The 14,184-nt window shown below is 45.1% G+C and carries 12 protein-coding genes and 1 other annotated feature; of the genes, 5 read left to right on the top strand and 7 right to left on the bottom strand.

The genetic code is table 11. The features are described from left to right. Positions 1–26 precede the first annotated feature (26 nt). The 4 genes from thiI to EDD67_RS12665 form a co-directional block, all read right to left on the bottom strand. Positions 27–1,238 carry a tRNA uracil 4-sulfurtransferase ThiI gene (gene thiI, locus EDD67_RS12680; protein WP_121440510.1) on the bottom strand — a complete coding sequence of 404 codons (1,212 nt, stop codon included), beginning with the start codon at positions 1,236–1,238 and terminating at the stop codon, positions 27–29. Continuing rightward, on the bottom strand, positions 1,238–2,383 hold the full coding sequence (locus EDD67_RS12675; protein WP_158638258.1) for a cysteine desulfurase family protein: 1,146 nt from the start codon (positions 2,381–2,383) through the stop codon (positions 1,238–1,240). Before EDD67_RS12675 ends, thiI begins: the two co-directional genes overlap by 1 nt. 134 nt (positions 2,384–2,517) lie before the next feature. After that, the gene (locus EDD67_RS12670) at positions 2,518–2,913 is read right to left on the bottom strand and encodes a hypothetical protein (protein ID WP_121440512.1); all 396 of its coding nucleotides are present in this window, start codon (positions 2,911–2,913) and stop codon (positions 2,518–2,520) included. A 17-nt stretch (positions 2,914–2,930) separates the two neighbouring features. Next, positions 2,931–4,646 (bottom strand): septation ring formation regulator EzrA, encoded by a 1,716-nt coding sequence (locus EDD67_RS12665; RefSeq protein ID WP_158638259.1) that lies wholly within the window; start codon positions 4,644–4,646, stop codon positions 2,931–2,933. Positions 4,647–4,873: 227 nt separating this feature from the next. Here EDD67_RS12665 and hisJ point away from each other — a divergent pair, with 227 nt between their 5' ends. Then, complete coding sequence (gene hisJ, locus EDD67_RS12660) at positions 4,874–5,689, top strand: histidinol-phosphatase HisJ (protein WP_121440514.1); 816 nt, start codon at positions 4,874–4,876, stop codon at positions 5,687–5,689. Here hisJ and refZ read toward each other — a convergent pair. Then, entirely contained in the window at positions 5,661–6,344 is a 684-nt protein-coding gene (gene refZ, locus EDD67_RS12655; RefSeq protein WP_093073507.1) for a forespore capture DNA-binding protein RefZ, read from the bottom strand. The two genes, hisJ and refZ, sit on opposite strands and share 29 nt — an antisense overlap. A gap of 100 nt (positions 6,345–6,444) precedes the next feature. Here refZ and EDD67_RS12650 point away from each other — a divergent pair, with 100 nt between their 5' ends. The 3 genes from EDD67_RS12650 (at position 6,445) to EDD67_RS12640 (ending at position 8,888) form a co-directional block, all read left to right on the top strand. After that, positions 6,445–6,924: a GAF domain-containing protein gene (locus tag EDD67_RS12650; RefSeq protein WP_121440515.1), complete on the top strand. Its 480-nt coding sequence runs from the start codon at positions 6,445–6,447 to the stop codon at positions 6,922–6,924. Between the two features lie 256 nt (positions 6,925–7,180). Beyond that, a complete protein-coding gene (gene rpsD / locus EDD67_RS12645; protein ID WP_093073511.1) occupies positions 7,181–7,783 on the top strand; it encodes a 30S ribosomal protein S4 in 603 nt (200 codons plus the stop codon). 121 nt (positions 7,784–7,904) lie between these two features. Beyond that, entirely contained in the window at positions 7,905–8,888 is a 984-nt protein-coding gene (locus EDD67_RS12640) for a ring-cleaving dioxygenase (RefSeq protein ID WP_121440516.1), read from the top strand. Between the two features lie 255 nt (positions 8,889–9,143). Here the strand turns inward: EDD67_RS12640 and EDD67_RS14165 are convergent, their stop codons facing one another. Both EDD67_RS14165 and tyrS read right to left on the bottom strand, forming a co-directional pair. After that, a complete protein-coding gene (locus EDD67_RS14165) occupies positions 9,144–9,272 on the bottom strand; it encodes a hypothetical protein (protein ID WP_277872134.1) in 129 nt (42 codons plus the stop codon). A gap of 44 nt (positions 9,273–9,316) precedes the next feature. Continuing rightward, the gene (gene tyrS / locus EDD67_RS12635; RefSeq protein ID WP_093073516.1) at positions 9,317–10,594 is read right to left on the bottom strand and encodes a tyrosine--tRNA ligase; all 1,278 of its coding nucleotides are present in this window, start codon (positions 10,592–10,594) and stop codon (positions 9,317–9,319) included. Between the two features lie 46 nt (positions 10,595–10,640). Then, positions 10,641–10,851: a binding site (T-box leader), on the bottom strand. 131 nt (positions 10,852–10,982) lie between these two features. Between tyrS and EDD67_RS12630 the strand changes: the two genes are divergently transcribed. Continuing rightward, positions 10,983–14,177, top strand: coding sequence for a transglycosylase domain-containing protein (locus tag EDD67_RS12630; RefSeq protein ID WP_121440517.1), 3,195 nt, complete (start codon positions 10,983–10,985; stop codon positions 14,175–14,177). Positions 14,178–14,184: the final 7 nt, after the last annotated feature.

Genomic DNA, 14,184 nt, shown 5'->3' with positions numbered 1-14,184 from the left:
CTCTTCGCCCTGTTTCATCTTGCGCTTTAAAACAGCTCAGAAATTTCCTCATTGATTCCTGAATCTTTTGCATCAATGATCTGAATTTCTCTCGCTGATACAGCCTCTGCAACAAGTTGCTCAATATCAAGCCACGACTCATACCGCGCTGCTTTTTCTGGTTTTGGTTTTGTTTTTGATTCTGCCGGCAAAAAGATGGTGCAACAATCGTCGTAAGGCCTGGTGGAAATATCATGTGTCCCGAATTTTTTTGCATCTTCGACAATATCGAGTTTTTCCGCTGTTAACAGCGGCCGCAACACAGGAAAAGCCGTCACTGCATTGATCGCGTGCATGCTCTCCAACGTCTGGCTGGCGACTTGACCGAGACTTTCTCCGGTTACAACCGCTTTTGCACCTGTCTCTTCAGCGATCTTTTCTGCAATTCGCAGCATAAACCTCCGTGTCACAGTAATTTCATAATTATCCGGAATTTGCTGACGAATCGCTTTTTGAATCTCAGTGAAGGAGACTGTATGAAGTTTTATTCTCCCGCCGTACCTCGTCATGACTCTTGCCAAATCCTCTGCTTTTTTCTTCGCACGGTCATTTGTGTAAGGAGGGCTGTGAAAGTGCACAGCTTCAAGGGTCACGCCTTTTTTCAGGGCATAAATCCCCGCGACCGGACTGTCAAGACCTCCGGAAAGCATCAGCAGCGATTTTCCGCTCGACCCGACCGGAAGTCCTTTCATTCCTTCATACCGTTTACAGAGGATGTAAGTCGCATCTTCGCGGATCTCAACGTTCACTTCCACATCCGGGTCATGAACGTCGACACTTTTATCTGTTAAATTGCGCAGCAAGTAACCGCCGATAACATGATTCATTTCTTGTGAAGAGACCGGATACGTTTTATCTGTCCGGCGCACCGATACCTTAAACGTGCCGTGTTGATTTCCAAACGCATCGTTTAACATCCACAGAGCATTCTCCTGCATGGCTTTTTCATTAGATTCTGTGCGGACAGCCGGGCTGAAGGAATAAATTCCGTAAACCGGCTTGATTGCTTCAGCAATTTTTTCTTCTTCATGACCGTTTAATTCGATAAAAATCCGTCCGAACGAACGTGAAGTTTTAGCACCGTCAAACGGCTTAAGCGCTTGGCGAATATTTTTCTCTAAAATTTGCTCAAATTTCTTGCGGTTCTTCCCTTTAATTGCCAGTTCAGCATAACGTATAAGCATAAAATCATACTTCATCAGCTGTTTTTCACCTCTTTCATCTCAGAAACAACTCGGTTCATCGCTTGAATAACTTCGCACACCTCATCCATTGAATTTTTATACGACATCGACAGCCGTAAAGCCGAAGAGGCACGCTTATGCTCAAAACCAGCTTCTGCTAATATCCGGCTCGGGGCATGAATGTCGTTTGATGAACAAGCCGATTTTGTCGAAATATAAATGTCCTTTTTCGCGAGCGATTGTACGATAGCTTCAGCTTTCATACCGGGAACAGAAACGTTCAATATGAACGGAGAGCGGTTTTCCGGCGAATTGATTTCTACGCCCGGTATTTTCGCTAATTCGCTTGATAAATATTCGTTTAACCGGCGAATATCGTTAACGTATGCGCCCCTGTTCTCTTCGCTTATACGGAGCGCTTTGGCAGCCGCTGCTAGCCCGGCGGTATTTTCTGTTCCGGGCCGGTTGGCTCCTTGCTGACCGCCGCCGTTCATTTGCGGTTTCAAAAGCGCCGATTTACGTTTGAATAACAACCCGCTCCCTTTAAGGCCGTGAAGTTTATGGGGGGAGAGGGAAACGTAATCAATTCCGGATTTTTCGATATTGATCGGCAGTTTACAGGCACCTTGAACATGGTCAACATGAAAGCGTGCTTTGGGATAATCCTTTATTTTACGGCCGATTTCTTCGACAGGAAGAATCGTGCCCAGCTCATGACTGACGTGAATAACCGAAACTAAAATTGTTTGATCGGTGATTTCATTGATAACTTTTTCGGCTGAAATGGTCCCGTCATCATCAGGAGAGACAAATGTCACCCGAAAACCTTCGCTTTCCAAACGCTTCGCAGTTTCATAGACAGAAGCATGCTCAAGGACTGTCGTCACAATGTGGTCACCGCGGTTTTTATACATTTGCGCTGCACCTTGCAAAACCATATTATTCGCTTCGGTTGCTCCGGACACAGACAGAATATCGTAATTTTCCAAGTTAAATTGACGGGCGATTTTCTCTTTCGCCTGTTCAGTCACTTGTTCAGCTTCAGTACCGAGAGGATGCAGGGAAGCTGGGTTCGCAAAAAAACGGCCGGCAGCTTCTGAATAAGAAGAAATCACCTCAGGATAAGGCTGAGTCGTCGCACTTTGATCGAAATAGATCATCTTCATCGGTCTCCTTCAAGCGTTCAATATTTCAACGATTGATCTTACCACATCTCACCCGAATTTAACAGCAAAATAAAAAACGAACTTGCTGCTAAAGCAACAGTCCGTTTGAATCCGCACAAGCTGAAGATTTATTCGTTTTCTGCTTCGTTAATTCGTTCAAGCACGTCTTCAACTGACGCTTTCCCATCCGGGGCAATATCGGTCAAGTCTCCCGGCAAAATACCGCGCTCTGTGATCGGCAGATCGCGATCAAGCCCGTCTTCTGTTAACTCAGAGCTGCTGTCAGCTTCTTTTTCCACGGTTTCATCTTCAGCGGGCGAATTCCTGCTGTTTACCGTGTCATCCGCTTGATCTTCATTGGCAGCCTGCTCATGATAAAATTCAGCCAAGCTGCTGTTATCGTTATCTTCTCCGGTACCAGACAGCGTATCTGCTTCATCGAAAAAGAGCGAAAAGATCATCGTCCCCCAAATGCCGACAGTAATCAATCCGACAGCAGCAAGCATCCACAAATCTTTTCTCAAGACCGCTCGCCTCCATTTCATTTTGACTGCGAAGCAGAAGCATTGCTTCCGAAAAGTTCCTCTAGCTTATGTCTTGCATCCGGTTCAACTTTTTCTATCCCTTCGATCGCCGTTTCAACTGCCTCATCATAAAGAGCATTTCTGAAGCGGTCTTCTGCCTGAAGTAAAATAATATTCACATGGTCATTGTCGCTTCGGTACCTGTTTCCGTATTGGATCGCCGATTCTGCAAAGTGAGCTTGGTGAATTGTATGATAAATTTGGGTAATAGCTTCTTCAACATCATTTTCGGCTTCTTCGGCTTTTTTCGTGATATCATCGATCGAAAGCGGTACACTGTTTAACAGACCTTCCAATTCATCCAAACGTTCTTCAGCCTCTTCACACTTGGCCGCCAAAGTCGCCGGGACACCGGGAATGTTCGTTTGCTTTAAACGTTTCAAAGCGCGGGCGTATTTATCGTTCAATGATTGAAGCAGTTCATTCGCACTATTTTCTTCGTTTCGAAGCTGGTGCAAGGCTGCTTTTACTTCTTCGATCTCTTCCGACACTTCTTCGGCCTTAGCTAAATTTTCTTTAACTGATGCATCGAGTACAGTATAGGTCTTGGTTTGCTCAGAAATTGCGTCTTCGACCGCAGAAACTTGCTGACGAAGCTGATTGACATCATCTTCCAAGCGAGACAGCCGTGTTTCGTCTTGATCGGAAATACGATAGTTGACCCGGATGTTATCAGCTTCTTCGTTTAAGTTTATTAAATTTCTCTCAGCTTTTTCTGTCATATCTGTCAAGTCGGCGTGATTCGCCTCGACTTCATTTCGGGCAACCGCCTCTTTTTCCAGCTTATCGTAGATAGATTTGATCTCATCTTCCATCTCACGAATCGGCTCATCACAAGCTGACAGACGAAGGTTCTCAACTTCCTGAATTAAGTCTGCTGCTTTTTCATTATTACGCTGCAGCGCGTCGCGAAATGAAAAGTGATGAAGTGGGTATCCGTCATCTTCCATTTCCGTTATTCCGCTAGCAAGCTCACTAAGTTGCCCTGGAATATCCGTTTTTAATTTGATCAAATATTGCGGAACTTGATCCGCAAGCACGGTCAATTCTTCAATTTGCTTTTTTACATTCGATAAAATTTCCCGCGCCTGCAAGTAATTGCCGCTCGCCGTGTGATCTTCAAATGAACGCAATTGCTCTGCTGCTTCTTCGAGCTCCCGTTCAATGACAGATGCAGCTCCGCCAAGATTTTTTTCTTCGGAATTTATTTTTTTAACAGCAGCGTCATGCATATGTTTAACATCATCGATTTCCGCTCGGTTTTGCTCTTCACTTTCAACAAGTTCTTTAACTTCTTCAATCACATACTGCATTTGTTTGTAAATTTCATCAAGTTCATAACTGATTTGCTTCGTTTCCCGGAAAGCTTTCAAAAAACGGTAATGATTTGCAAGTTCTTCTACATCAAACAGTTTTTCTTCAATATTCGGAAGCAATTTTGTAATGATATGATCCCACTCTGCCCGCCATTGTTCAAACCTTTCCTCTGTTTCCCCGGACATCGTTAAGCCTTTAATTTTGGCCAGCTCTTCTTGGACTGGTTCGTTCATCATCTCGATTTTTCGGTTTTCAAGTTCATCGACAATTCGATAAAGCTTCCTTCGTGCCCAAGCACTGAATATAATTACAATTAAAAAAATTCCAATGACAGCGTATAAAATATTTAATAACACGACTGAAAGCCTCCTCCACAATTACCGTTGCTTATCTTTTATCATGGTTATTATTAGCCAGTTAATTTTCTATGTATTTTTCCCGCATCATCCGTTAAAATAACAGCGACAGTTCAGTAAAATCTTGTCGCTTTCCATCATACCACGTTCATAAGCTTTGAAGCATCGGTTTTCTTGCTTTTTTCTATTTTTCAACAATTCCTTTTCTAAAGAACGGAGTGAGCAGTATGAATCGTCATGACGGACACATCCATACCCCCTATTGCCCCCATGGTTCGAGAGATTCACTTAAGTCTTATGTTGAGAACGCCGTTTTTCAAGGGTTCGCTGCGATCAGCTTTATGGAACACGCGCCCTTGCCTGAATCATTTAACGATCCTGCGCCGACCAAGGACAGCGCCATGACACTGCACTCGTTAGACAATTATTTACAAGACTGCGAACGGATAAAAGAAGAGTATCAGGAGCATATCAAGATTTTAACAGGCCTCGAAGTTGATTACATCGCCGGGTACGAAAACGAAACAGCTACGTTTTTAAATCAATGGGGACCTCGCTTAGACGACAGTATTCTGTCTGTCCATTTTTTAACGTTAGACAGCCGCTCTTATTCATGCATTGATTACAGTAAAGACACTTTTCAAACATTTCTTACCGAAGCCGGTTCCCTGGAAAAGGTTTATCAATGTTATTACAACACACTGATCCAAGCCGCATCAGCTGATCTCGGCGCTTACAAACCTGCAAGACTCGGACATATGACGTTGATCAGAAAATTTCAAAACGCTTTCCCGCGAAAATTCTCCGACACGGCTATGATCGAAAACGTTCTGGAAACCGTTGAAAACCACGGCATGAGTTTGGATATTAACGGCGCCGGATTATACAAGCCCGATTGCCGAGAAGTTTATCCGCCAAAATATGTTGTGGAAACCGCTAAAAAACGGGGAATCCAGCTTGTTTACGGGAGCGATGCCCATACAGCAACCGCCGTCGGCCAAGGAAGCGGCGTGATTAGTCCGTGGATTCATTCTGATTTGTAACATGATCAACCGCCATGCCGTATAATTCTTCATAAGAAATAACCGTAGGCTGAAAATATAGCGACAGCCAATGGACAACTGTCGATAAATAATCGTCTAAAAAATCACGGTCATCGACTTGCCGTTGATAAAGCTCCTGAATATATTGCGGATGCAGAAAAGGCACCGTTAACAGTTCTTTTAATTGTAAAACGAACAATTCCGTCGGCTGAACGGTCATTTCCCCGGCTTCATATGCTTCGGAAAAAATCAGCGCCAATAAATGCTTTTCTCTCATTAAGTAAGTTGTCATGATTTCACGGACGAGCGTCGTGTCCAGCGTCATTTCGCGATGGGCAAAACGGGCAGCTTCCCTGCGCCGGCATTGGTAAATCAAAACTTCCCACGCTGTTCTGACCAATTTATCAAAATAACAACCCGATATCGGCCGGCGGGCAACGGCCGTTTCCAGCATCTCAATATAACCTTCAAAAAAACCGGTTAAAATTCTTTCCATTAATTTATGTTTACTGCCAAAGTAATACGAAATCAACGCTTGGTTCACATCGGCATGTTCAGCAATATCTCGTACTGATGTTCCGTGAAACCCTTGCACATTAAAACGCGCAACCGCTGCATCAAGAATTCTTTGTTGTACCGTCGATTTTTCTGCCACTGCTTCTGCCCTCCCCGTGTCGCTTTAATTGCTGACTTTTATTTTTTTATCGCTCTGTGCTATACTTTAGCGCAAAAATGAGAATGAGGTGAACTTATTAATGTTTCAAACGATGACTTACACCGGCACGGTTGCCGAACAATACAATCAGCTTAACCAGCAGCTCGATGCCCTCCTTGAAGGGGAAACAAACACCATTGCTCAATACAGCAATGCTGCCGCATTATTAAATCAATTTTTAACAAACGTCAATTGGGTCGGTTTTTACTTAATGGAAAACAGCGAATTAGTTCTCGGTCCTTTTCAAGGCCTTCCTGCCTGTGTTCGCATTCCGAGCGGCAAAGGGGTCTGCGGTAAAGCTGCTGAAACATCTGCCGTGCAACGAATCGACAATGTCCATGATTTCCCCGGTCATATTGCTTGTGACGCTGCTTCAAATTCTGAAATTGTCCTGCCGATCATTAAAGACGGCGAATTAATCGGCGTTCTTGACATCGACAGTCCAGAGTTCAGCCGGTTTACAGCTGCGGACGAAAACGGCTTGCGCCAATTTGTTTCTGTTCTTATCAAGCATATATGAATGCACCGGAGTGAACAACCTTATTTGCATTTCTTCTTTCAATGCCGTATTGACTTTTTGATTAAAAAATTATACACTGTTCTTTGTGCAAATAAGACAGCCAATGTAAACGTCATGAAGTTCATTTCATTCCCACAAGGTTGAGGGGTATTGTGTAACCTCTAGCTGTCGAGGCGAAGATACCGAAAATGAAATGGCTCTTGAACGGGATTACTACTGTTTATTTCACGAATTTATATTCAAAGGAGGAGCTATTATGGCTCGCTATACTGGACCAACTTGGAAAATTTCCCGCCGTCTCGGTATTTCTCTCAGCGGAACAGGGAAAGAGTTGCAAAAACGCCCATACGGACCGGGCGAACACGGTCCGACACAACGCAAGAAGCTTTCTGAATACGGCACGCAGCTTCAGGAAAAACAAAAACTTCGTCACATGTACGGATTGACTGAGCGTCAATTCCAGCGTCTTTTCGTTGAAGCAGGAAGCATGGACGGCATTCACGGTGAAGTTTTTATGGGACTTTTGGAATCCCGTTTGGACAACGTCGTCTACCGTTTAGGTTTTGCACGAACGCGCCGTCAGTCCCGTCAGCTCGTTAACCACGGTCACATTGAAGTGAACGGCGGCCGCGTCGACATTCCTTCTTACCGTGTAACTGCAGGCGATGAAGTAGCGCTTCGCGAAAAATCCCGCAACCTCGATGTTGCTAAAGAAGCGTTGGAATTAAACGATTTCGTTCCAGCATTTCTTGATTTGAACGAAGAACAGCTGAAAGGTACATTCGTTCGCTTCCCTGAGCGTTCTGAACTTCCAGCTGAAATTAACGAACAGCTTATCGTTGAGTGGTACAGCCGTTAATAAACTAGTAAAACCGGTGCTCTCATTTTTAGAGCACCGGTTTTTTATATGACTTTTCCTGCTTTTTATGTTACTATATTTTATATAGTAACTTTATTTTATATATTCAGAGGAGGAGCTTATGAACCCATTACGCGGACTGCATCACGTTACAGCAATTACGAGCAGCGCTGAAAAAAACTATCGATTTTTCACGTACGTGCTCGGCATGCGTCTTGTCAAAAAAACCGTCAACCAAGATGATATCCAAACGTATCACCTCTTTTTCGCCGACGATGAGGGCAACCCGGGAACAGACATGACTTTTTTTGACTTTCCCGGTATTCCGAAAGGCATTCACGGCACGGATGAAATAGCGAAAACATCTTTTCGCGTCCCAAGCGATTCTGCTCTCGACTACTGGGTCAAACGCTTTGACCGCCTTCAAGTCAGGCATAGCGGCATTCAAGATCAATTTGGCCGCAAAACGCTCTCGTTTGTTGATTTTGATGACCAGCAATATCAGCTCATTTCTGACGAACATGACGGCGGAGTTGCTCCGGGCAAGCCATGGCAAGACGGCCCGATCCCGCTAGAATTTGCTATTACCGGTCTGGGACCTCTATTTGTCCGTGTCAAAGATGCTGACCATTTTACGAACATGCTGATTAATGTCCTCCATTTTCAAAAAATTGATGAAGACGGCTCTTTTCAAGTTTTTGAAACAGGGGAAGGAGGTAATGGCGGCCGCGTCATTGTCGAACACAATCAGATCCTGCCTCAGGCCCGGCAAGGTTACGGAACTGTCCACCATGCTGCCTTTCGCATCGCCGATCGTGAAGAACTTGATGCGTGGGACACCCATCTTCGCAACATTGGCTTTCAAACTTCCGGCTTTGTCGATCGCTTCTTCTTTAAGTCTTTATATGCTCGCGTCGCTCCGCAAATTCTTTTCGAATTCGCTACCGACGGGCCGGGATTTATGGGAGACGAACCTTACGAAACGCTGGGCGAGAAACTCTCGCTCCCGCCGTTTTTGGAAGCAAAGCGCGAGTCAATCGAACAATCTGTTCGGGAAATCGACACTGTGCGGAGTGCAAAAACGATCGAAAAAGAGTATGAATAATCATCAGCATAAAAAAGAGACCGCATAGACGGTCTCTCAGACTGTAGACAAACTATATTTTTATGTCAGCCATGAATCCACTGCCCTCCGCTTGCCCCGGGCAAGGACTCAGCTAGTATTCGGAGGCCTCGGGCCGCCGAATCCGGACCTTCGTCTCTTGCTTTCCCGGAGGCGTCGGAGGAGTGGATGCGTGGCTTCTTTTTTATGAATACACTCGCTTCAAAAAAGAGGATGACCCAGCATCCCGTCTTTTTCCTACGGGATAGCGAGACAGACGAGACCCTGCAGGGCATAAGCCCGAAGCGGCTCGGCGCTCGCCCGAGGAAAGAAGCCGGACGATGCGTAGTCATCCGTTCCTTTTAATAGGACATCTATCGATTTCATGACTTTGCCAACACTCTGAGAGACCGCATAGACGGTCTCTTTTTCTAGTTGGCATATTTAATTAAGAAAAACTTCTTCTTGCCGCGGCGGATAATCGTAAAAGCGCCGTCAATTTTATCCTCTTCCCCGAGCGCCTTCTCTAAGTCTTGACAGCGCTCACCGTTAATATATACAGCACCGTTTTGAATATCCTCTCTCGCCTGCCGCTTGGACGATGCGATTTTGGCTTGTGTAAGAACTTCAATCAATCCCGCAGACTCTTCTGTCACTGTGTAACTCGGGACATCTTTGAAACCTTGCAAAACTTCATCAGCCTTTAAATTTGTCAAATCTCCCTCGCCAAATAACGCAGCAGTAATTTTCTCCGCTTGCAATAAATCTTCTTCACTATGAACAAAACGGGTAAGTTCTTCGGCCAAACGGCGCTGTGCTTTTCGTTCATGCGGACGTTCATTCACTTCGTTTTCAAGCTCTTGAATTTCTTCCGGACTTAAAAATGTGAAGTATTTCAAGAACTTCACGACATCCCTGTCGTCTGTATTCAATAAGAATTGATAAAATTCGTAAGGAGACGTTTTCTCCGGATCAAGCCAAATCGCTCCGCCGGCTGTTTTACCGAACTTTTCACCATCTGCTTTTGTGACAAGCGGGATCGTAAATCCGTAAGCATCAGGCGGGGTGCCTTCTTCTCCGCCGGATAATTTGCGGATCAATTCAAGACCGGCAGTGATATTGCCCCACTGGTCGCTCCCGCCGATTTGAAGCTTAACGCCTTCCTCGCTGTAAAGTTTATGAAAATCATACGATTGCAAAATTTGGTAAGTGAATTCAGTGAATGAAATACCGGTATCAACGCGTGACGACACGGCGTCTTTCGCCAACATATAATTCAAGCTGAAATGTTTACCGACATCACGGAGAAAATCCGTTAACGTCATCGATCCAAGCCAGTCATAATTATTTTTCATTTCTGCTTTATTTTCCCCGGCGAAATCCAAAAAGCGCTCGAGCTGGGCTTGAATTTTATTCACATAACCTTCAACGACGTCCTGTTCATTTAACGTCCGTTCAGAAGACTTGCCGCTCGGATCGCCGATCAATCCGGTCGCACCGCCGACGAGCGGATACGGTTTATGTCCGGCGATTTGAAAACGGCGCAATGTTAAAATCGTTAATAAATGACCGATATGCAGACTGTCACCGGTCGGATCAAAACCGCAATACAGTTTGACTTGTTCCGTTTCCAACAGCTTTTCCAAACCGCTCTCATCTGTTACTTGATTCATTAAACCTCGAAATTGCAGATCTTCCAACAGTGTCAAGTTTCTCACCTCTTTTAAATAATAAAACGTCCCTCACGCTGTTAACGTAAGGGACGATGAAATCGCGGTACCACCCTGGTTGGGAAACATTGTTTCCCCGCTCAATGCGGGTTATCGCTCCGCAAAACGGCCCGGCTCATGCCGGACACACTCCCATACTGTAATTCATTTATCTTTCTGTGCGCCGGTTCGCAGCATCCACCGGTTTTCTGGGCCATTGAGAAAGAAAACTACTTCGGTATGTTCTTTGTGTCTCTGCTGTATTTATTACTAAGCACCATTTATATCACAGCGTCTGACAGCTGTCAATCCGATAATTAAGACCGACAGTCTATATCATTCATTTCTTTATGTGCTATAATATTGATGACTTTTAGGAGGTATGAACATGGATAATCAACGTTTCTCCCTGCGGGAAATTTTATCCCGCAAAGAACCGCAAATAGCCATAAAAGGTACACGAATAACATCGAGTGTGATTTGGAATTTATTATTGCTGTTAATCTCGCTACTATTCGTCACAGCCTTTTTTGTCGGCGGTGCTGCCGCAGGATACTTCGCCTCCCTCGTTCAAGATGAACCGATTCCGGATTCTGAAGAACTGGAAGAAAACATTTACAATTACGAGGAAGCAACAGAAATTTATTTTGCCGGCGGTGAATATCTTGGCGATATGCCAAGCCCAATCGAGCGCCGTGAAGCTGAGCTTGATGAGATCTCAGAAAATCTTATTAATGCTGTCATTGCAACAGAAGATGAATATTTCTTTGAACATGACGGGATTGTTCCCAAGGCAATTTTGCGTGCATTGTATCAAGATTTTTCCAATGCTGCAACGCAAACCGGAGGGAGCACATTAACACAGCAGCTCGTTAAAAATCAGCTCCTCTCGAGCGAAGTAACCCACGACCGTAAAGCTGTAGAAATATTGTATGCGATGCGGACAGAACATTTCTTTGAAAAAGAAGACATTCTTGAAGCGTACTTAAATGTTGTTCCTTTCGGCCGTAACGCCAACGGGCAGCAAATTGCCGGCGTCCGCGCAGCGGCTGAAGGAATTTTTGACGAAGATGTTTCGGATCTAAACATTGCTCAGGCGGCTTTTATCGCCGGCCTGCCGCAGAGCCCGTTCGGCTACACGCCGTTTGAGGGCAGCGGCGAGGTTCGCGAGAATTTTGACGCCGGGCTCGACCGGATGGAGACCGTCATCGAACGTATGCACCGATTCGGAGCGATCACAGACGAAGAGAAAGAAGACGCTCTCGCTTACGATATTCGCGAAAACCTTACAGAACCGGAACCGACAAGCCTTGATGAATACCCGTTTTTAACCGATGAAGTACGGCGCCGGGCTTTGCAAGAGCTGCCGGAAATCCTCATGGATAACGACGATGTTGACCTCGATGATATTGAGGACGACGACCAGCGCAACCTCGTTCGCAACCGTTATGAGGAAGAAGCTGAACGTGCATTATCACAGGAAGGATACGAAATTCACCTGACAATTGATAAAGATATTTATGATGCGCAGCAAGAAGCAGTCGAGGAGTTCGAGATGTTCTCTGATCAAACGGACTATGTTACGAATGACGACGGCGAAGAAGAAGAAACAACCATTCTTGAAGAAACAGCTTCTGTAACGATTAACAACGAAACGGGGCAAATTATCAGTTTTGTCGGCGGACGCGACTTCGAAACACAAAATTACAACCGTGCTACACAAGCTTTTCGTCAATCCGGTTCGACGATGAAACCGTTGACGACGTATGCGCTCAGCTTTGAAACCGGATATTTGCAGCCGGGAATCTTAGCACCGGATACGCCGTATGAAGATTATAATGATGGCGAAGGACTGACGAACTTTGATAACCAATATGACGGCTTAATGACGTCCCGCGAAGCGTTGGCTCGTTCAAGAAACGTGCCGGCTGTACGCGAATTTATGCCGATTTTAGATGGCGAGCGGGAGTTCGCTGAAGATGCTTTAATTGATTACGGCTTCAGCCGCTTTATCGAAAATGATCCGCATCCGTATGCAAGCACACCGCTTGGTACACTGGGACTGACCGTTGAAGCGAACGCTTCTGCCTTCACGGCTGTTGCCAATATGGGCGAACGCGTCGACAGCTTTATGATCGAATCAATCAATGATTCCGACGGCGAAACGATCTATGAAGAGGAGACAGAAGGCATCGAAGTCTTCTCCCCGCAAACCGGTTATCTCGTTTTAGACACGATGCGCGATGTGATTTACGACGATGTCGGAACGGCCTCGACGCAAATCACGAATACGCTGAACTTTGACAGCGATTTTGCCGGCAAGACCGGGACAACGCAAGAATTCAGAGATTCTTGGTTCGTCGGATTGAATCCGAATATCACGCAGGCGACTTGGCTCGGTTTTGACGATAACCGCCAGCTTGCGCAAAATTATCAAGGGATGGGATACAGCGGCCGCACGCAAATGCTTTGGGCTGAATTGATGAACGCTGCTTACGAAGAAGATGACGAATTAATCGGTCCGGATGAAGAGTTTGAATCCCCTGGCGGTATTGTTGAGGAAGAAGTTTGTACAATCTCCGGCATGCTCCCGTCTGATCTTTGTGAAGAAGCCGGACTTGTCGAAACAGATATCTTTAATTCGGATTATGCGCCGACAGAAGAAGACGACAGTCTGCAAGAAGTCGATTACGTTGAAGTCGGCGGCAATTCTTATACGGCATTAGATGAAACGCCGTCTGAATTCACCCGTTCCGGGGTTTCCGTTGATGAAGAGTACTTTGATTTTGCTGAAGACGAAGATATTTCTGAATATATTCCGGAAGATTGGGACGACCTCGTTTCTGATGAAGAAGCTCCGGATAATGGAAGCACCCCGTCATCACTGAATTCGGTAACAACTTCCGGTAACGGCATTGCTTGGGATGAGCATCCGGATGAGCAAGTGATCGGTTACCGCGTCTATTACGCTTCATCTGAAGACGGCAGTTATGAAGAAGTCGACGCCGTCAGATGGGATGAAGATTTCAACTACAGCGGAGGCGAAGGCAGCTATGCCGTGACCGCCGTAGACACGGCCGGCCGAGAATCAGATCGCAACGAAACAATGGTCGGTTCGTTTGAAGATGACGATGAAGACGATAATAATGATGACAGCGCTGAAGATAATAGCGAGAATAGCGATGCGTCTTCAGACAACAATGCTGGCACCTCTAATAACAATGAAGATTCTTCTGATAACAACGAAACAAACGATGAAAATAACGGAAACAATAATAATAACGAAGCCAATAACAATGAGAATGAAAACAACGTCAGTAACAATCAAAATAATGACAATGACGAGGCTGAAAACGACAATCAAACAAACAATAATGCAGATGAATCGAATAATGAGGAAAACTCCAACAACAATGAGAACACAGATAACACGAATAATGCGAACAACACAAACAACACTAATAACACGAACAGCAATGAAAATGAAAACAATAATAACTCGAACAACAATGCCGAAGCAAACCGTGAAGAAGAGGAAGAAGAAAACAGCAACAATAATGCTAATGAAGAGAATGAAAATTAACTGTCTG

Source organism: Salisediminibacterium halotolerans (assembly GCF_003814815.1).
In the GTDB taxonomy this organism is placed as follows: domain Bacteria; phylum Bacillota; class Bacilli; order Bacillales; family Salisediminibacteriaceae; genus Salisediminibacterium; species Salisediminibacterium halotolerans.
This window is presented reverse-complemented; position numbering and strand designations above follow the sequence as displayed.